Raw genomic sequence first — 19,089 nt, 5'->3', positions numbered from 1 at the left:
GGGAGGTGATCGGGCGGGGGATCGACCGGTCGGGATCACCCCGCCGGCGGCAGTGCTCCAACGAGGCACAAGACCGGACCACCACAGGAGACGACAACACACTTGCAAGCACGACAAGGATGACTCGGTGCTGCGGCCTGCGCGATAGCGCCCGGCCGGGGCATGAGCGAGTACCAGCCGATGTCGCTGCTGCCCTTCACAACTCAACAGGGGATACGCCAAGAAGCGCCGCCACAGGGCTGCGCACTGGATGGAGGCGCGCAGGGTGGATGGAGGCGAACAGGGCCGCGCCGGGTCTGGCACGAGTGGCCAGGGCAAGCGGTGAGCGTCGCGCGAGCGCGCACTCAAACCGCAGCCGGGAACGCCCGCATGCCCGGTGGCACCAGGCGAGATCGGATCAGGGCTGCACGAAGTCAGCTGCGCCCGGAGTGATCGTGGTTCGCCAGGGTCGCATCGGTGTCGGGCTCGCCGCACGCGAGCGGGAAGACCCAGACGACGCGAGCACAGCGGCGGAGTGGGGGAATGATGGTGAGTGCGCGGGCCTGCCGTGAGGCGCTGATCGCTGCACGAGAGCGGGTAGGCGGGCGGTGCGAGCACAGTGGCGGAGTCGGGAGGGCTGGCGAGTGTGCGAGCCTGCCGTGAGCACTGGAAGCGCCTCCGGCCTGGCGTGAAGCGGTGCCGAGCAGAGCAGCGCGGCAGCCAAGGCGGCCAAGGCGGCCAAGGCGGCCAAGGCCGAGCATGCATTGCCGAGCCCGGTCACTCCAGGCCAGGCGATGTCGGGGCCGTGGCGCACCGCGGGGACCGTTCCAGCGACGGACCGAACTCGATGCGCAGCCGACGGCATCCTGGCCGGCCGAAGCGGACCAGGCCACGGCAACACGCCTTCGATGCGCACGGCTCAACCCGCCTTCGATGCCTGTCCGGACCTTGCCCGCATCGCGACCCGAGACCCGGCGCGCACATCGAGCACGCACTCACCCGGTCGTCGCTGCCCGATCGAACCCCGGCCCCGACAAGAGCAGAGCGCGACCGCGCTCCGGTTCGCAGGTCGTTGCTGCGGTTGGACACCGGGCGCAGCGGACCCGGCCACGGCGACGCCCTTCGATGCGTGCGGCTCAACCCGTCATCGGTGCCTTGCGGACCTTGCCCGCATCGCGACCCGGCCCCCGGCGCGCACCTCGGGCACGCACTCAGCTGTCGTCGCCGCCTGATCGAACACCGGACACGACCAGACACCGCCACGGAGGCACGACCCGTACCGCTACTCAACCTCTCGTCGCTGCCGGGTTGAACACGGATCCCGGCGATTCCGGGGGCGGGACCGGCTCCGGTTCGCACGCACGTGATGGGGTTCGACGCCGGACGAAGCGAACCCGGCCGCGGCAACCCGCCTTCGACACCCGCGACGCAACCCGCCATCGGTGCTCTTCCGGACCTGGCGCGGATCGCGACCCGGCCTCCGGAGCGCACCCGCAGCCACGCACTCACCCGCTCGTCGCTGCCCGATCGAACACCGGCACCGACCAGACCAGGGCTTGACCGCGCTCCGGTTTGCAAGCCGTTGCTGCGGTTGGACACCGGCGGAGCGGACCCGGCCACGGCGACACGCCTCGGTCCTCGCGGCTCAACCCGCCTTGGATGCCCTTCCGGACCGGGCACGCATCGCGACCCGGCCCCCGGCGCGCACCCGCAGCCACGCACTCACCGGTTCGTCGCCGCCTGATCGAACACCGACACGACCGGAAACCGTCATGGGAACACGACCCATGCCGCCCCGCTGTCGCCACCCGATCAGTTGGGCAGGATCGGGGCGAGCCGGGTGGCGGCCGCGTCGAGGTCGATGCCCTGGGACGCGACCCAGTCGTCGTCGAAGTAGGTGGCGCCGTAGCGCTGCCCGGAGTCGCACAGGAGGGTCACGATGCTGCCGCCGCGGCCGGCGTCGCGCATCTCGGCGATGATCGCGAGGGCCGCGACCAGGTTGGTGCCGGTGGAGCCGCCGAGGCGGCGGCCGAGGCGTTCGGAGGCCCAGCGGGCGCAGGCGATGGACTCGGCGTCGTCCACTTTCACCATGCGGTCGACGAGCCCGGGGATGAACGACGGCTCGACGCGCGGGCGGCCGATGCCCTCGATGCGGGAGCCCCGGTCGCTCACCGCCGCCGGGTCGCGGTCGCGCCAGCCGGCGAAGAACGCCGAGTGCTCGGGGTCGACCACGCACAGGCTCGTGGCGTACCGGCGGTAGCGCACGTAGCGGCCGATGGTGGCCGAGGTGCCGCCGGTGCCCGCGCCGACCACGATCCAGGCCGGGACGGGGTGGCGCTCCAGCCGCATCTGCTCGAACACCGACTCGGCGATGTTGTTGTTCCCGCGCCAGTCGGTGGCCCGCTCGGCGTAAGTGAACTGGTCCATGAAGTGCCCGCCGGTCTCGGCCGCGAGGCGCTCGGCCTCGGCGCAGACCGCGGCGGCGTCCCGCACCAGGTGGGCCTTGCCGCCGTAGAACTCGATCTGCGCGATCTTGGCGCGGCTGGTCGTCTCGGGCATGACCGCGGTGAACGGCAGGCCGAGCATGCGCGCGAAATACGCCTCGCTGACGGCGGTGGAGCCGCTGGACGCCTCGATGACCGGCGTGCCCTCGTCGATCCAGCCGTTGCAGATCGCGTACAGGAACAGCGATCGGGCCAGGCGGTGCTTGAGCGAACCGGTCGGATGGGCCGACTCGTCCTTGAGGTAGAGGTCCACTCCCCAATCCGCCGGCAATGGGAACGGGAGCAGGTGGGTGTCGGCCGAGCGGTTCGCATCGGCCTCCACAGTGGTGATCGCCCAGTCGGTCCAGGCCCGGCCGCGGGAGCGGTCAATCGACTCCACGGGCCTCCCCGTCCGAGGGGAGCGGCTGCTGCCGGTCCTCCCATTTGGTGGAGAGCGTGATGGTGGTGCGGGTCTGGGCGACGCCGGGGATCGCGCCGACCCGGTGGATCAGGCGTTCGAGGTCGGCCATCTTCGGGACGCGGACCTTGAGCTGGTAGCACTCGACGCCGGCGAGGAAATAGCACGACTCGATCTGCGGAATGGCGCGGAGGCGTTCGCAGATGTCCTGGTGGTCGGCGGAATTGTCGGGGATGATGCCGATGAGCGCGGTGATCCCGAGTCCGATCGCCTCGGAGTCGATGACCGCCTTGTACCCGGTGATGATGCCGTTCCGCTCGAGTTTCACGACCCGGTCCTGCACGGAAGGCGCGGTGAGGCCGACCCTGCGCGCCAGTTCGGCGTACGAGGTGCGCCCGTCGGCGCGCAGCAGGTTCACGATGGTCCGGTCGATCTCGTCCACTTCATGAGGATAACGGGAGTTACCGCTTGCGTCCTGTGCCTACCTCGTGCCCGCCTACTCCTAGAGCGCCGGAATCAGCTCAGAGCGCCGTTGACATACGCGTGGTACGTTCAGGCAGTACCTACCGACCGAAAGTATGTCCAAGAACTCATGGCAGGTTTGACTGAATAGTGGTGTAATGGGTTTAACGCACGAAGTGAGTCTTCATCACGGGGAGGAAGAAATCATGGAGACCGAGGACCGCCTACTGACACCCGGCGAAGTAGCCTCGCTGTTCCGCGTCGATCCGAAGACCGTCACGCGCTGGGCCGCGGCCGGCCGGATCGGGAGCATCCGCACACCGGGCGGTCACCGTCGGTTCCGCGAATCCGAGGTCCGGGCCCTGCTCGAGGGGGACCCCGGCGCGCAGACCACGTTCGAATCGGGGAACGCCCAGTCTTAGGGTCGCACCGCGACCGCCATCCGCAGACCTGCCTGGCACAAGCCGGTCCAGCGCAGCGCACCACGGCCCGCCCGGCCGCGGGGGACGCGCGCAGGGACCGGCTTTCGGCTTGCCCGCCGCAGCGCTCCACTGCATTCTCGAGCGTCATTAATCCATTTCGGAGTGGAATTGTTCTATTTAGGGCAATTGCCCACACTCTGAAGCCGGACCAATACCCTGAGTCATTGCTTTTGCCGCTAATCGGAATTTTCTGGATTCTCCGGTCGCAGAACTCTTGACATCACACTCACGCATAGGCAAACTTCGATGTGATGTTGGGAGCGCTTCCGTGGTCACCCGGTACATGCGGAGCCGCTCCCGGCCACCTCCGAACAGACGGTGAGCAAGGGAAGGGAAGGCACATGACGCTCAACCGAAGCAGACGACACCGGCGCCTGGCCGCACTGGCGGCCGCGGCCGCGGTGGCGGCCGTCAGCGCCATGGCGGTGACCACCGCCGGCGCCGCAGAAGAGGACCCCGTCGACGCCGCGCAGGCGAAGGTCGACAACCCCTACGAGGGCGCGCAGGTGTACGTGAACCCGCAGTGGTCGGCGCGGGCCGCGGCCGAGCCGGGCGGCGACGCGATCGCCGACCAGCCGACCGGCGTGTGGCTCGACCGGATCAGCGCGATCGAGGGCAACGACTCCCCCACCACCGGTTCGATGGGCCTGCGCGACCACCTCGACGAGGCGGTGGCGCAGGGCGCCGACGTCATCCAGATCGTCATCTACAACCTGCCCGGCCGCGACTGCGCCGCGCTCGCCTCCAACGGCGAGCTCCCCGCCGACGCGATCGACCGGTACAAGAACGAGTACATCGACCCGATCGTCGAGATCCAGTCGGACCCGGCCTACGCCGGCCTGCGGATCGTCAACGTGATCGAGATCGACTCGCTGCCGAACCTGGTCACCAACGTCTCCCCGCGCCCCACCGCGACCGCGAACTGCGACACGATGAAGGCCAACGGCAACTACGTCGACGGGGTCTCCTACGCCGCGGCCGAGCTCGGCGCGCTGCCGAACACCTACAACTACCTGGACGCCGGCCACCACGGCTGGATCGGATGGGCGGACGCCAACCCGCAGTACGACAACTTCAACGCGTCCGCGGCCCTGTTCGGCTCGCTCATCGGCGAGAACGGCATGACGGCCGACCACGTGCACGGCTTCATCACCAACACGGCGAACTACTCGGCGCTCGAGGAGCCCTACTGGGAGGTCGACCAGGTCGTGAGCGGCCAGCCGATCAACCAGAACCCCAACGTGAAGTGGGTCGACTGGAACGACTTCAACGGCGAGATCGACTTCTCGACCGCGTTCCGGGAGGAGCTGGTCGCCAACGGGTTCAACGAGGACATCGGCATGCTGATCGACACCAGCCGCAACGGCTGGGGCGGTCCCGACCGGCCCGCCGGCCCGTCGAGCTCCACCGATCCGGCGACCTTCGTGGACGAGTCGCGCATCGACCGGCGCTACCAGAAGGGCAACTGGTGCAACCAGGCCGGCGCCGGCCTCGGCGAGCGCCCGCAGGTGAACCCGGAGGCGGGCATCGACGCCTACGTGTGGATCAAGCCCCCGGGCGAGTCCGACGGCTCCTCCGAGTACATCGAGAACGACGAGGGCAAGGGCTTCGATCAGATGTGCGACCCGAACTACGAGGGCAACATCCGCAACGGCAACAACCCGAGCGGCGCGCGCGGCGAGATGCCGCTGTCGGGCCACTGGTCCTCCGAGCAGTTCCAGGAGCTGCTCGCGAACGCGTACCCGCCGCTGAACTAGCGGCCGGGTGCGGGCGGACCGGCACTCCGCCCCTCGAGGCGGGGCCGCACATGCGGCCCCGCCTTCGGCGTGTCCGGGGCGAGGTTTTTCTGAGCTTCCCTTCGAGTTTTCCGCGGGAGCGTTTTCACTGATTCAAGCGCTTGCCGCCCGGCAGGCAACCCGTGAAAGCGGTGGCCGAAACGGACTCCTGCATGAAATATCCTGGCGCACCTCTTGACAGTCCATCTATATATCGGAGATTATCAATGCACATCTTGGGAGCGCTTCCCTTGATGGACACCCGTTCCGGGCTCCCATCGTGCGGCCCATCGACCCCGAAGGACATCGAAAAATGCAAGAATCTCGAAGACGAAGGAGAATGGCCATCACCGGTGTGGCCATCGGAGCGCTCGCCGCGACCGGATTGACCTTCGCTTCGGCGAACCAGGCACTCGCCGAAGAGGGCTGCAAGGTCGACTACAAGGTCGTCAGCACCTGGGGCAGCGGCTTCCAGGCCAACGTCACCATCACGGCCGACGAACCCATCAACGGATGGGAGCTCAAGTGGAACTTCCCCTCGGGCACCACCGTCTCCAGCGCGTGGAACGTGAGCTGGAGCCAGAGCGGCACCGCCTTCACCGGTAAGGACGTCGGCTGGAACGCGTCGATCGGATCCGGCCAGAGCCGCGAGGTCTTCGGCTTCATCGGCTCCGGCTCCTCCACGGCGCCCGGCCAGTTCACGGTCAACGGCGACGTCTGCAACGGGCCGGTCGACCCGCCCACCAGCGACGACCCCACCAGCGACGACCCGACCTCCCCCGGCGAGCCGGGCGACAAGGTCGACAACCCGTACGCCGGCGCGCAGGTCTACGTCAACCCGATCTGGTCCGCCAACGCGGCGGCCGAGCCGGGCGGCGACGCGATCGCCGACCAGCCCACGGGCGTGTGGCTCGACCGCACCTCCGCGATCTACGGCAACGACTCCCCGACGACCGGTTCGATGGGCCTCGAGGACCACCTCGACGAGGCGCTCGAGCAGGGCGCCGACGTCATCCAGGTCGTCATCTACAACCTGCCCGGCCGCGACTGCGCCGCGCTGGCGTCGAACGGCGAGCTCGCCGCCGACGAGATCGACGAGTACAAGAACGACTACATCGACCCGATCGTCGACATCATGGGGCAGTCGAAGTACGCCGACCTCAAGATCGTCAACGTCATCGAGATCGACTCGCTGCCGAACCTGGTCACCAACGTGTCGCCCCGCGCCACCGCGACGGACAACTGCGACACGATGAAGGCCAACGGCAACTACATCGACGGCATCTCGTACGCGACTGCCGAGCTCGGCGCCCTGCCGAACACGTACAACTACCTGGACGCCGGCCACCACGGCTGGATCGGGTGGACGAACGACGACCCGCAGTACGACAACTTCCACGCCTCCGCGGAGCTGTGGGGCTCGCTCATCGGCGAGAACGGCATGACCGCCGACGACGTCCACGGGTTCATCACGAACACCGCGAACTACTCGGTGCTCGAGGAGCCGTACTGGGACGTCGACCAGGTCGTGGGCGGCCGGCCGATCAACCAGAACGGCGACGTGAAGTGGGTCGACTGGAACTCCTACAACGGTGAGATCGACTTCGCCACCGCGCTGCGGGAGGAGCTGATCGACAACGGCTTCAACGAGGACATCGGCATGCTGATCGACACCAGCCGCAACGGCTGGGGCGGCGACTACCGCCCGACCGGCCCGTCGACCTCGACGAACCCGATCGAGTTCGTGGACGAGTCCAGGCTCGACCAGCGCTACAACAAGGGCAACTGGTGCAACCAGGCCGGCGCGGGCCTCGGCGAGCGGCCGCAGGCCAACCCCGAGCCCGGCATCGACGCCTACGTGTGGATCAAGCCCCCGGGCGAGTCCGACGGCGCCTCGGAGGAGATCCCGAACAACGAGGGCAAGGGCTTCGACGAGATGTGCGACCCGGACTACCAGGGCAACATCCGCAACGGCAACAACCCCAGCGGCGCACGCGACGACATGCCGCTCTCGGGCCACTGGTCCTCGGAGCAGTTCGCCGAGCTGCTCGCGAACGCCTACCCGCCGCTGTAGCGGCTCCGGGCCCGGCGCTCCCCGGATCGCCGGGCCCCTTCCGACCAGATCCTCGGTTCCTTCCGGAGACCGGGCCCCGCGGGACGGCGGGGCCCGGTCGCAACCTGTGCGACATGCACTGCGGCCCCGGCCGGTCATTCGACCGGCCGGGGCCGCGGTGTTCCGTCGTGTTCGGTGTCGCGGTTCAGTTGCGCGATTCGCAGAGCGGGCCGCCGAGGCCGCGCAGGAGGTGGTCGACGAAGCGCTCGACGGTGTCGTCGGCCTGGAGGTGCGAGTAGTGCCCGTAGACGAAGATCGTCAGGAGCGGGCTGATGAACATCGCGACCGCCAGGTCGAGGTCGAGGTCCGCGGCGACCTCGCCGCGTTCGACCCAGTGCGCGAAGGTGTCGCGCACGAACGCGCGGCGGTGCTCCACGAGCCGCTCGTGGTGCTTCTTGTACTCCGGGTCGTCCTTGACCGCGGTCATCATGCACCGCACGACCTTCGTGTCCCGGGGGCCGTAGGTGCGGCGCATGGTGTTGCCCAGGTGGACGAGGTCGTCGCGCAGCGAGGTCCGCGGCATCGAGTCCGGCAGCGGGGCCTTGATGCTCTCGAAGGCCGAGGCGATGAGCTCCTCCTTGGAGGACCAGCGCCGGTAGATCGTGGCCTTCGAGACGCCCGAGAGCTCCGCGACGGCCTCGACGCTGACGTCGGCGACCGTCCCGTGCTCCGCGATGAGGTCCAGCGCGGCTTCCAGGATGGAGTGGCTCACCGCCTCGCTGCGGGGCCGCCCCTTGGCGGGGGCGGGCGCCGCCGGAGCCGTCGCCGCAGGGGCGCCGGGGTGGGCTGTCGCATCGCGGAGCTCGGGTGTCATGGCTCGATTGTCCCTCAGACCTCGGCCAGGGCGGGCTCGGCCGCCTCGGTCGGGGCCGCGGTGCCGTCGCGGCGCTGCCGTCCGGGGAAGAACAGCGCGATGATGACCAGGCCGACCACGCCGACCACGATGGCGGCGAGCGCGGTGGTGTGCAGGGAGTGGATGAACGAGTCGTTCGCGGCCTGGACGATCCGGGCGGTCGCGTCCTGCGGGAGGGCCCCGGTCTCGAGCGCGCCGTAGGTGGAGGCGTAGGACTCGCGGGCCTCGTCCGGGAGCTGCGGCGCGCTGTCGGCGATCTGGGACTGGTAGGACTGGGCCATGATCGTGCCGAGCACGGCGACGCCGAGGGCGCCGCCGACCTGGCGCAGGGTGTTGGCGAGGGCGGAGCCGACGCCGGCCTTCTCCCTGGGGACCGAGGACATGAGCGTGTTCATCGCGGGCGGCATGAGGTTGGCCATGCCGGCGCCGGTGATGAGGAACAGGACGATGACGACCCAGACCGGGGTGTCGGCCTCGAGGACGAACGCGGTGGCGGTGAAGTTGGTGATCACCAGGAGCATCGCGACGATGCCGACGGCCTTGGCGCCGAAGCGGTTGACCAGGGTGTTCGACAGGGGCGCGAAGACGAGCATGGCCGCGCCGAACGGCAGGAACAGCAGACCGGTCTCCAGCGGCGAGTACCCCTTGAGGAGCTGGAGGTAGAAGGTCATGAAGAACATCAGGCCCATCATCCCGAAGAAGGTCAGGGTGATGATGGCCGAGGAGGCCGAGAACCGGGTGCTCTTGAACAGCTTCATGTCGAGCGAGGCGTGCGGGATGCGCTTCTCCCACAGGACGAACGCGGTCAGGACGAGGACGCCGAGGGCGATGGTGCCCCAGACCTCGATGCCGCTCCAGGAGCCGGCGTCGCCGGCTTCGATGATGCCGTAGGTGAGGCTGACGAGGCCGATCATGGACAGGGCCATGCCGACGAAGTCGGCGCGGGCCTGGCTGCCCTTGGACTCGGGGGCCATGATCATGAGGGCGACGAGGCCGAAGACGACGATGGGGACGTTGATGAGGAAGACCGAGCCCCACCAGAAGCGCTCCAGGAGGGCGCCGCCGACGATCGGGCCGATGGCGCCGCCGATGCCGACCGCGCCGGTCCAGATGCCGAGGGCCTTCGGGAACTCCTTGGCGGAGAAGAGGTTCCGCAGGAGCGAGAGGGTCGAGGGCATCATGATGGCCGCGCCGGCGCCCATGAGGGCGCGGTACCAGATGAGCTGGTCGGGCGTGCTGGAGTAGGCCGAGAGCAGGGAGGCGACGCCGAAGACGACGAGGCCGGCCAGGAGCATGCGCTTGCGGCCGATGCGGTCGCCGATGACGCCGGCGGCGAAGAGGAGGCCGGCGAAGACGAGGGTGTAGGAGTTGATCATCCAGGCGAGGTCGCTCTGGGTGGCGCCGACGCCGACGGGGGCGGGCTCGGCGAGGGTCTTCATCGCGACGTTCAGGACGGTGTTGTCGAGGACGACGACGATGAGGCTGATGACGAGGACGCCGAGGATGGCCCACCGCCGCGGGTGGCCTTGGTCGTCGGATCCGGCCTCCAGGACCGGGTCGGAACGGGTTTCGCTCACAGGGTTTCCATTCTGTGCTCGCACCGCGGGGCGGTGCGGAGTCGTCGCCGCGGCGCCGAAACCGCGGGTGGTGTCGTTTGAAGGTCTCGTCGGTATGACGTTCCGCGGGCGGGCGATGTGACGGCCCGGGCGCGGGTGCCGCTCGCTCGGGCCCTTTGACGGGCTCCGCAGGGCGGTGTGGTGTTGCGGACGACTCTACGGCATTCCGAAACGATACGGTACCGTTTCGTTAAGTAGATCACACGGGAAGCGTATCGCCGGGGTACGACAGACGTGTGAACTGCGCGCGAAGGTCCGCGATCACGCTCCGCATCGGCCTCGCCGGGCGGGCCCGGCCCCGGGTGGTTGAATGGGCCTCGTGGCACCCAAGTTCCCGTACGACGACCTGCAGTCGTTCCTGGCCGCCCTCGAAGCCGACGGCGACCTCAAGCGGATCTCGGCCGAGGTCGACCCGCACCTGGAGATCTCCGAGATCACGCAGCGGGTGATCCGCGAAGGCGGGCCCGCGCTGCTGTTCGAGCGGCCCGCCGGGAGCGACATCCCGGTCGCCATCAACCTGTTCGGGACGACAGGACGCATGGCGAAGGCCCTCGGCGTGGCCGACCTCGACGAGATCGGGCAGCGCATCGGCGAACTGGCCAAGCCCGAGCTGCCGGTCGGCTGGGCCGGCATCCGCGACGGACTCGGCAAGCTCATGCAGCTCAAATCGGTGCCGCCCAAGCGGATCAAGAAGGCGCCATGCCAGGAAGTGGTCTTCACCGGCGACGACGTGGACCTGAACCTGCTCCCGGGCCTCCAGGTCTGGCCCGGCGACGGCGGGATCTTCCACAACTTCGGGCTCACGCACACCAAGCACCCCGAGACCGGCAAGCGCAACGTCGGCCTCTACCGGCTCCAGCAGCACGACGAGCGCTCGATCGGCCTCCACTGGCAGATCCACAAGAACTCCACCGGCCACTACGCCGAGGCCGAGCGCCGCGGCGAGCGCCTCCCGATCGCCATCGCGATCGGCCCCGACCCCGTCATGGCCTACGCGGCCACCGCACCCCTGCCGCCGGACATCGACGAGTACCTCTTCGCGGGGTTCCTGCGCGGCGAGCGGGTCGAGATGGTCGACTGCCTGACCGTGCCGCTCCAGGTCCCCGCCAACTCGCAGATCGTCCTCGAAGGCTGGGCCGAGCCCGGCGAGCGCCTCCCCGAGGGCCCCTTCGGCGACCACACCGGGTTCTACACCCCGGTCGAGCCGTTCCCGGTGATGCGCGTCCAGGCGATGACCATGCGCCGGAACCCGGTCTACCACACCATCATCACCTCCGCCCCGCCCCAGGAGGACCACGGCCTCGGCAAGGCCACCGAGCGGATCTTCCTGCCGCTGGTCAAGATCATGATCCCCGAGATCGTCGACTACGACATGCCCGCCGAGGGCGTCTTCCACAACTGCGTGATCGTCTCGATCGACAAGAAGTTCCCGAAGCAGGCGCAGAAGGTGATGAGCGCGATCTGGGGCCTCCAGATGATGAGCCTGACGAAGCTCATCGTGGTCGTCGACGCCGACTGCGACGTGCACGACTACCGCGAGGTGGCCTGGCGCGCACTCGGCAACGTGGACTACTCGCGCGACCTCCTCCTCACCGAGGGCCCGGTCGACCACCTCGACCACGCCTCCTACCACCAGTTCTGGGGCGGCAAGGCCGGCATCGACGCGACCGCCAAGTGGCCCCAGGAGGGCTACACGCGCGGCTGGCCCGAGGCCATGCGCATGAGCGCCTCCGTGAAGGCCACAGTGGACCGACGCTGGAGAGAGTACGGACTTGGCTGAGCCCCGCGCCTTCCCGCCCCCGTCCGCCCCCCGCCCCGAACCGGAGTCAGCGCTGTGACAGTCGAGGCCCGCCCCAACCACGTCAAGGACTTCCTGAAGCTGGTCGCCTTCGAGCACTCGGTCTTCGCGCTGCCCTTCGCGTACCTGTCCACGCTCACCGTGATGACCCTCGAGGACGCCTTCAGCTGGTGGGACCTCGCCCTCGTCACCGTCGCCATGGTGTCGGCGCGGACCCTCGCCATGGCCGCGAACCGGATCATCGACCGCCGGATCGACGCCCAGAACCCGCGCACCGCCAAGCGCGAACTCGTGACCGGAGCGGTCTCACTGCGGACCGCCTACGCCGGCTGCGCCGTCAGCCTCGTCCTCCTGCTGGCCTCCGCGGCCCTGCTCAACCCGCTCTGCCTCGCCCTGAGCCCCCTGGCCGTCGCGCCGCTCATCGTCTACCCGTACGCGAAGCGCTTCACCGACTACCCGCACGCAGTCCTCGGCCTGGCCCAGATGGTCGCCCCGGTCGGCGCCTGGCTCGCCGCGACCGGAACGTTCACGGGCTCGGGCCCGGCGATCGTCCTCGGCGCGGCCGTGGGCCTGTGGATCGGCGGGTTCGACCTCATCTACGCCTGCCAGGACGTCGAGGTCGACCGCCGGATCGGCGTCCACTCCACCCCGGCCCGCTGGGGCGTGAAGGCCGCCCTCCACGCCTCCTCGGCGACCCACGTGGTCGCGCTGGCGATGTTCGCCTGGTTCGGGCTGCTCACCGGGTTCGGCCTGCTCTACTGGATCGGCCTGGCCCTGGTCGCGGTCGCGCTCGTCTACGAGCACTCGATCGTCCGGCCCGGCGACCTCTCGAAGGTCAACCGGGCCTTCTTCACCGCCAACGGGTTCGTCGCGGTCGCGCTGTTCGCGTTCGCCCTGGCGGACCTGCTCCTCCGCTTATCCAGGGGATTCGGCGACGACCCGCCGGGCCCGCGGCGAAAGCCGCGCGATTCCATCCGATCGGCCTCGAAGACGACGCTCGGTCGAGCCTCCCGTCAGGCGGCTTGCCGCCTGTGGGCCAAGGCCGAGGGGGTTCGGCAGCCGACGATGGCCGGGGCCTCATGGACCAGGGTGTCGTCGGCGGCGGCTTCGACCATGAAGAGCGCGAAGTCGGTCCGGCGGGTCATGTTGCTCGCGAGGACCGGGTCGCCGACGTGGCGGCTCCACACCGGCAGGCCCTGGCTCGGGCCCTCTTCGAGGTCGCTGCCGCGCACGAGGGTCCAGCGGGTGTCGCTGGCGAAGATCAGGTCGGCGGCGCGGTACTGGTCGTCGAGGTCGATCAGGCGGGTGAACCGCAGGAACCTCGCGAAGGCGACCGCCGCCTTGATCTTCCAGGAGTAGCGGTCCCGGCCGTCGCGGGTGATGTGCCAGCCGCAGGAGAAGACCAGGCGAGCACCGGGCTCGGCGAAGTCGATGACGGCCCGGGCCGTGCCCGAGGAGTAGTCGTTCACGCCCCACGGGACGAGGACGGCGAGGACCGCGTCGCAGCCCTCGACGGCGCGCTCGATCACCGCGCGGTCGTTCGTGTCGCCGCCGTGGACGGTGATGCGGCCGGCGAAGTCGTCGAGCTTGTGGACGCTCTGCTCGCGGCAGACGCCGACGACCTCGTAGCCGCGGTCGAGCGCGTGCTGCACCATGTACCGCCCCAGCTTGCCGGAGGCGCCGACGATGCAGATCTTCTTGCCGGTGTGCTGCTCGATGGATTCCATGACTGCTCCCCTTTCGAAGGGTCTCATCCGAGGGTTCTCCTTTACACTGTACAGGAAAACTGTACGGTGTAAAGTACGGCTTGCCGATCAGCGATGGACAGGAGCAGCCGAGTGACCGATGCAACCGCGACCCCGTCCGCCCGCGGCTCGTTGAGCAGGGAGAAGGTCCTCCGCGCCGCGGTCGAGATGGCCGACGCCGCGGGCGGGGAGGTACCGAGCACGCGCAGGCTCGCCGAGCGCTTGGGCGTGCGGGCCATGGCCCTCTACCACCACTTCAAGAACAAGGACGAGCTCCTCGACGGCATGGTCGACCTCGTGTTCGCCGAGATCGAGCTGCCAGAGGAGGGCGCGGACTGGCGGACCGGGATGCTCCGGCGCGCCGCCTCGATGCGGGAGGCGCTCCGGCGGCACCCGTGGGCGATCGGCCTCATGGACTCGCGGGCGAACGCCGGACCGGCGACCCTGCGCCACCACGATGCGGTCCTGGGCTGCCTGCGCCGGGGCGGGTTCACCGTGGCCGGCGCGGCGCACGCGTTCTCCCTGGTCGACAGCTACGTGTACGGGTTCGCGGTCCAGGAGCACGCGCTGCCGTTCGACAGCGGCGACGACCTCGAACCGGTCGTCGAGGTGATGATGGAGCAGGCGCCCCCCGAGGAGTTCGCGCAGCGGTTCCCGTACCTGGCGGAGATCGCGGTGGAGCACGCCCTCAAACCCGGGTACGACTACGGCGAGGAGTTCGCGATCGGCCTCGGCCTCATCGTCGACGGCCTCGAGCGCCGGCGCGAGGAGTGGTAGCTACCAGCCGGTGACCTCGCGGACCAGGTCCTCCACGTACGGCGCGAGCGTGGCGGCGTAGGTCGCCGTCAGGTGCGAGTGGTCCCGGAAGGTGAGGATGTTGCCGATCACGGCCGGGCAGGTGCCGTCCGGGCACACGTACTCGACCAGGTCCCCGAAGGACACATTGGACGGCACGTCGGTGTACTCGCTTGTGGGGTCCTCGGCGGCGCGGGTGAGGCTCACCGGGGTGGCGCACTCCTCGACCCCGTGCCGCTCCAGGCACTCCGGCAGCGGCTCCTCGAGGCGCGGCAGGTCGCGCAGGGCGAGGACCTGGACGCCCCACTCGTCGAGGGTGCGCCAGCGGTCGGCGAACCCCGGGTAGGTGCCCTCGCCTTCGAGGAACGCACGTGTGGACAGCGTGACGACCAGGTCGGGGCGCAGCTCGTCGAGGATGTCGACGACCTGCTCGTTCCACTCCACGCAGGACGCGGCCTCCTCGGCGTCGTCGTTGCGGGGCGCCTCGGTCGAGAACTGGCAGCCGGACTTCGTCAGCGACACGAGCCGCCAGCCCGCGTGCTCGGCGGCCCCGTGGAACGCCGGGAACCAGTGTCCGATGCGGGAGCCGCCGACGATCGCGACCGTGTGCGCGGCGTCCTCGTCCCCGTAGAAGCACGGGGTCGCCTCGCTGCCGCTCAGGCCCGCGTCGCAGCCGTCGGCGTAGATGAGCGGCATGTCCTGGACGTTCTCGAGCGGCGGGATGAACGGCGCCTCCTCCAGGCCGGCGGCGAGCGCGGGATCGGCGAGGACGGCCGCGCCCGGATAGGTCTCGCGGTCGGCGGCCAGCTCGGCGAGGTGCGCGGCCGCTGACTCGTTGCGCTGCAAGTAGACGTGCTGGGCGGCGAGGGTCACCGCGAGCAGCGGCACCGCGAACGCCGCCGCGGCGGCCAGGGACCAGCGGCGGCCGGGGCGGCGCTTCGCGAACGCGGCGACGCGGCCGTCCACGAGCCAGGTCGTGGCGGCGGCGAGCACGAGCGCGGCGGCGAGGACCGCGGCCCCGCCGGCAAGGGTCGCGGTGTCGCGGCCGGTGCGGTGCAGGTAGACCACGAGGACCGGCCAGTGCCACAGGTACAGCGCGTACGACCACGCGCCCAGGCGCATCACCGGCCTCCAGGTGAGCAGCCGGTCGGCGGCGTACGGCAGGCCGGTGGTCCCGGCGAGGATCACGCAGGCCGCCGCCGCGAGCGGCCACAGGGCGATCGCGCCGGGGAACAGGGTCGAGACGTCCAGGAGCGCGCCGCACGACAGGAGCGCCGCGAGCCCGAACCAGCCCAGCGGCACCCGGATCCCGACGGGCAGCCGCAGGTAGGGCAGGGCGAGCGCGAACATGCCGCCGAGCGCGAGCTCCCACAGCCGCGCCCCGGTGTCGAAGTACGCCCACGCCTGCCGGGTGTCGGTGGTGACCACCGAGTACGTCAGCGACACGGCGAACACCATGGCGCACAGCAGGAACACCGCTTCGCGCAGCCGGACTCCGCGGGTGCGGGCCAGGAGCGCCGCGAACGCGGCGAGGGCGAGCCACAGGAGGTAGAACTGGCCCTGGATCGACAGGGACCAGAAGTGCTGGAGCGGGCTCGGGCCGGCGTCGCGGGCCAGGTAGTCGACGGCCTTGCCGGCGAGCGCCCAGTTCTCGTAGTAGAGCAGCGAGGCGACGGTCTCCTCGAACACCGCGGGCCAGCGCGACTTCGGGAGCCACAGGTACGAGGCCGCCAGCGTCCCGGCCATGACGACCGCGGCTGCGGGCAGCAGCCGGTGGGCGAGCCGGGAGAGGAAGTGGGAGGCGCGGACGCCGCCGGAGCGCTCGACCGACCGGGTGAGGGACCCGGTGATGAAGAACCCGGTGAGGAACAGGAACACGTCGACGCCGCCGGAGACCCGGTTGAACCAGATGTGGTAGACGGCGACGAGGAGCACCGCGACGGCGCGCAGGCCCTCGACCTCGGGCCGGAACCCGGGATTGAGGACGGCGCGGTCGAGGACGGCGCGGTGGCCGGCCCGCGCGGGGGTGCGGGCCGGGGTGGGAGCGGTGGTCGTGGCCATGGTCTCATCTATGAGGACGGTCGTCGGGGGTATCCCGGCAGCGTAGAGAGGCATCGCGACCCGGCGCCGACAGGAAAGGGCCCGGGAGGTGTCCGGTCGGTGAATCACCGGTGAACTGGCGCCGGGGGTCCGGGGCCCTGGACTCGTCTTGGGGCGCATGGGGTCCGGGGGGCGCGGCGGGCCGACGCCCGGGGCGGGGCCGCCGTTTCCCGCGGATCGACACGGCCGCAAGTCTGGACTTTCGCAGGTCCGGTGGTCCAAGATGGGGCCATGTGGCCCCGATCGACCGATCCCGTCCCTCCGGGGAGGATCCAGTGCACCCGCTGATCGGGTACCTGATCGCCGCGGGGCTCTTCGCGATCGGCCTCTACGGGGTGCTCACGCGGCGGAACGCGGTCCTCCAGCTCGCCGCGGCCGAGCTCATGCTCGGCGGCGTCCACCTCGTCCTCGTGACCACCGACCTGGTCGCCGGCTCGCACACCGGGCAGAGCTTCGCGTTGTTCATCGTGGTCATCGCGGCCGCCGAGGTCGGCGTCGGGCTCGCGCTCGTCCTCAACCTGTGGCGCGAGCGCGCCTCGATCGACACCGACGCCATGCCCGAGGACCCCGTGCCCGAGGCGGACGACGACGCGGAGGTGCGCCGGTGACCGCCTTCGCGTGGCTCCTCATCGCGGTCCCGGCCGCCGCCGGCCTCGCCGGGCTCCTGGTGCGGCGCCGCGCACCGGCGGTCGCGCTCGCGTATGCGGGACCGCTCGCCGCACTGGCGTGCGCGGTCGCGTGCGCCTTCGCGAACCCGCGGGCCGCGTACACGCTCGCGGACTTCGGGTCGATCCGCGTCGAGGCGGCCCTGGACCTCTCCCCCGGGGCGTGCGCGGTGGCGGTGGCGACCGCGGCCGTGTCGTTCCTGGTGCAGCTCTACTCCTCGGCGTACCTGCGCGACGACCCGCGCTATGCGCCGTTCGCGGCCCAGGTCAACCTGTTCTGCGCGGCGATGCTCCTGGTGGTCGCCGCCGACGACCTCGTGTTCCTCCTCATCGGATGGGAGGTCATGGGCGCCTGCTCGTACCTCCTCATCGCCCACTACGCGAAGCTGCCGCAGGCGCCGGGCGCGGCGGCGAAGGCGTTCCTGGTGACGCGGTTCGGCGACGTCGCCTTCGTCCTCGGCGTCATGGTGCTGGGCGCCGCCGCCGGGACGTTCCGCATCAGCGGCCTCGCGGAGGTGCCCGAGGGCGCGGCAGCCGCGTCGATGCTGCTGATCCTGTTCGGCTGCATCGGGAAGTCGGCGCAGTTCCCGCTCCAGATCTGGCTGCCTCCGGCGATGGCCGGCCCGACCCCGGTGAGCGCGCTCATCCACGCGGCCACGATGGTCGCGGCCGGGGCGTACGTGCTCACCCGGCTGCTGCCGGTCTGGCCGGCCGGGCTGCTCCTGGTCGTCGCGGTGGTGGCGGCGGTGACGATGACCGGCGCGGGCCTGTGCGCGCTCGCGGCGCGCGACGTCAAGGGCGTCCTCGCGTGGTCGACGGTGAGCCAGGTCGGGTTCATGTTCGCGGCCGTGGCGGTCGCCGCCGGGGATGCGGCCCTGTTCCACCTGGTCTCGCACGCGGCGTTCAAGGGGCTGCTGTTCCTGACGGCGGGTGTGGTGATCGCCTTGGCGGGCACGGACGGGTCGCTGCGGGCGACGCGGCTGCGGCCGCGCGATTCGCGGCTCGTGTTCTGGGCGATGACGATCGGGCTCGCCGCGATGGCGGGCCTGCCGCCGCTGGGCGGGTTCTACTCCAAGGAGGCCGTGCTCAGCGCGGCGTACGAGGCGGGGACGCCGGCCGGTGTCGTCGTGTTCTGGGCCGGGGTGGGCGCGAGCATCCTGACGGCGGCGTACGCGGCGCGGCTGTGGCTGCTGCTGTTCTGGCGCGGCGCCGGCGCGCGGGAGCGGCCGGCGGTGCCGTTCGCGGAGTCGTTCAGCCTGTGGGCGTTGACGATCGCGACCGCGGCGGTCGGCGCTCTGTACTACTCGGGGCCGTTCGACGTGCCGGCCCTGCACCTGGACCTGATGGCGCTGCTGCTGCTCGCGACGCTCGGCGGGTTCGCCGTCGTCGGCGACTCGTGGTGGCGCGACCGCCGCTCGGGCGAGGCGGTCCCCGACCGCGACCCGGCGCGGATCCTCGGGCGCGCCCGCGGCGCGTTCGCCGAGGGCCTGTTCGCGGAGCGCTTGGCGGCCAAGGCCGCGGTGGCGACCGCTGCGGCGGCGAGTGCGGCGGCCACGGCGCTCGACGTGCGGCTGGTCGACCGGACGGCCGTCGAGGGCTCGGCCCGCGCCACGGTCGTCGCGGCCGAGGAGACGACGGCCGTTCACCGGGGCGGCCTGGTGCGCTACCTGCGGCTGAGCGCGGCCGGGACCCTGGTCCTCGCCGTGGTCGCGATCGGAGTGAGCCTGTGGCGCTGAACGAACCGCCTTCTGCGGGGACCGCCGCGCATACGGGCGGCGCCGGCCCCGAGGCCACCGTGCTCGCAG

13 protein-coding genes and 1 pseudogene are annotated in these 19,089 nt (G+C 70.5%); 8 read left to right on the top strand and 6 right to left on the bottom strand.

Translation table 11 applies throughout. From position 1 onward, the window contains the following. Positions 1-1,791 precede the first annotated feature (1,791 nt). Positions 1,792-2,862, bottom strand: coding sequence for an L-cysteine desulfhydrase Cds1 (cds1, locus tag GFD30_RS23500; protein ID WP_322633553.1), 1,071 nt, complete (start codon positions 2,860-2,862; stop codon positions 1,792-1,794). Next, positions 2,849-3,322: an Lrp/AsnC family transcriptional regulator gene (locus tag GFD30_RS23495; RefSeq protein ID WP_322633552.1), complete on the bottom strand. Its 474-nt coding sequence runs from the start codon at positions 3,320-3,322 to the stop codon at positions 2,849-2,851. The genes cds1 and GFD30_RS23495 overlap by 14 nt, the downstream gene beginning before the upstream one ends. Positions 3,323-3,548: 226 nt before the next feature. Between GFD30_RS23495 and GFD30_RS23490 the strand changes: the two genes are divergently transcribed. From GFD30_RS23490 to GFD30_RS23480, 3 genes are all read left to right on the top strand, one after another. After that, a complete protein-coding gene (locus GFD30_RS23490; RefSeq protein WP_153027587.1) occupies positions 3,549-3,764 on the top strand; it encodes a BldC family transcriptional regulator in 216 nt (71 codons plus the stop codon). Between the two features lie 401 nt (positions 3,765-4,165). After that, positions 4,166-5,581, top strand: coding sequence for a glycoside hydrolase family 6 protein (locus tag GFD30_RS23485; protein ID WP_322633551.1), 1,416 nt, complete (start codon positions 4,166-4,168; stop codon positions 5,579-5,581). A 358-nt stretch (positions 5,582-5,939) separates the two neighbouring features. Next, on the top strand, positions 5,940-7,673 hold the full coding sequence (locus tag GFD30_RS23480; RefSeq protein ID WP_227996945.1) for a glycoside hydrolase family 6 protein: 1,734 nt from the start codon (positions 5,940-5,942) through the stop codon (positions 7,671-7,673). Between the two features lie 184 nt (positions 7,674-7,857). On the opposite strand, the gene GFD30_RS23475 is transcribed toward GFD30_RS23480, so the two are convergent. Continuing rightward, positions 7,858-8,526, bottom strand: coding sequence for a TetR/AcrR family transcriptional regulator (locus tag GFD30_RS23475; protein ID WP_153027584.1), 669 nt, complete (start codon positions 8,524-8,526; stop codon positions 7,858-7,860). Positions 8,527-8,540: 14 nt separating this feature from the next. Beyond that, positions 8,541-10,142, bottom strand: a complete 1,602-nt coding sequence (locus GFD30_RS23470; RefSeq protein WP_322633550.1) for an MFS transporter — start codon at positions 10,140-10,142, stop codon at positions 8,541-8,543. 349 nt (positions 10,143-10,491) lie between these two features. On the opposite strand from GFD30_RS23470, the gene GFD30_RS23465 reads away from it, so the two are divergent. Both GFD30_RS23465 and mqnP read left to right on the top strand, forming a co-directional pair. Beyond that, positions 10,492-11,961, top strand: a complete 1,470-nt coding sequence (locus GFD30_RS23465; RefSeq protein WP_153027583.1) for a menaquinone biosynthesis decarboxylase — start codon at positions 10,492-10,494, stop codon at positions 11,959-11,961. A 54-nt stretch (positions 11,962-12,015) separates the two neighbouring features. Continuing rightward, positions 12,016-12,897 (top strand): annotated as a pseudogene (gene mqnP / locus GFD30_RS23460) (menaquinone biosynthesis prenyltransferase MqnP); the annotation flags it as partial. A gap of 95 nt (positions 12,898-12,992) precedes the next feature. On the opposite strand, the gene GFD30_RS23455 reads toward mqnP, so the two are convergent. Beyond that, the gene (locus GFD30_RS23455; protein ID WP_153027582.1) at positions 12,993-13,706 is read right to left on the bottom strand and encodes an NAD(P)-dependent oxidoreductase; all 714 of its coding nucleotides are present in this window, start codon (positions 13,704-13,706) and stop codon (positions 12,993-12,995) included. Between the two features lie 111 nt (positions 13,707-13,817). Between GFD30_RS23455 and GFD30_RS23450 the strand changes: the two genes are divergently transcribed. Then, entirely contained in the window at positions 13,818-14,501 is a 684-nt protein-coding gene (locus GFD30_RS23450; protein WP_322633548.1) for a TetR/AcrR family transcriptional regulator, read from the top strand. Here GFD30_RS23450 and GFD30_RS23445 read toward each other — a convergent pair whose 3' ends face one another. Further along, entirely contained in the window at positions 14,502-16,580 is a 2,079-nt protein-coding gene (locus tag GFD30_RS23445) for an acyltransferase family protein (protein WP_153027580.1), read from the bottom strand. Positions 16,581-16,894: 314 nt separating this feature from the next. On the opposite strand from GFD30_RS23445, the gene nuoK reads away from it, so the two are divergent. Together nuoK and GFD30_RS23435 are read left to right on the top strand one after the other, a co-directional pair. Beyond that, positions 16,895-17,227: an NADH-quinone oxidoreductase subunit NuoK gene (gene nuoK / locus GFD30_RS23440; protein ID WP_322633547.1), complete on the top strand. Its 333-nt coding sequence runs from the start codon at positions 16,895-16,897 to the stop codon at positions 17,225-17,227. Next, a complete protein-coding gene (locus GFD30_RS23435) occupies positions 17,224-19,020 on the top strand; it encodes an NADH-quinone oxidoreductase subunit 5 family protein (protein ID WP_322633546.1) in 1,797 nt (598 codons plus the stop codon). The genes nuoK and GFD30_RS23435 overlap by 4 nt, the downstream gene beginning before the upstream one ends. The last annotated feature ends 69 nt before the right edge of the window (positions 19,021-19,089 follow it).

The sequence above is a fragment of the Glycomyces albidus genome (assembly GCF_009451885.1).
Taxonomy (GTDB): domain Bacteria; phylum Actinomycetota; class Actinomycetes; order Mycobacteriales; family Micromonosporaceae; genus Glycomyces; species Glycomyces albidus.
Note: the sequence above shows the minus strand (reverse complement) of the source record. Positions and strands in the feature narration are given on the sequence as shown.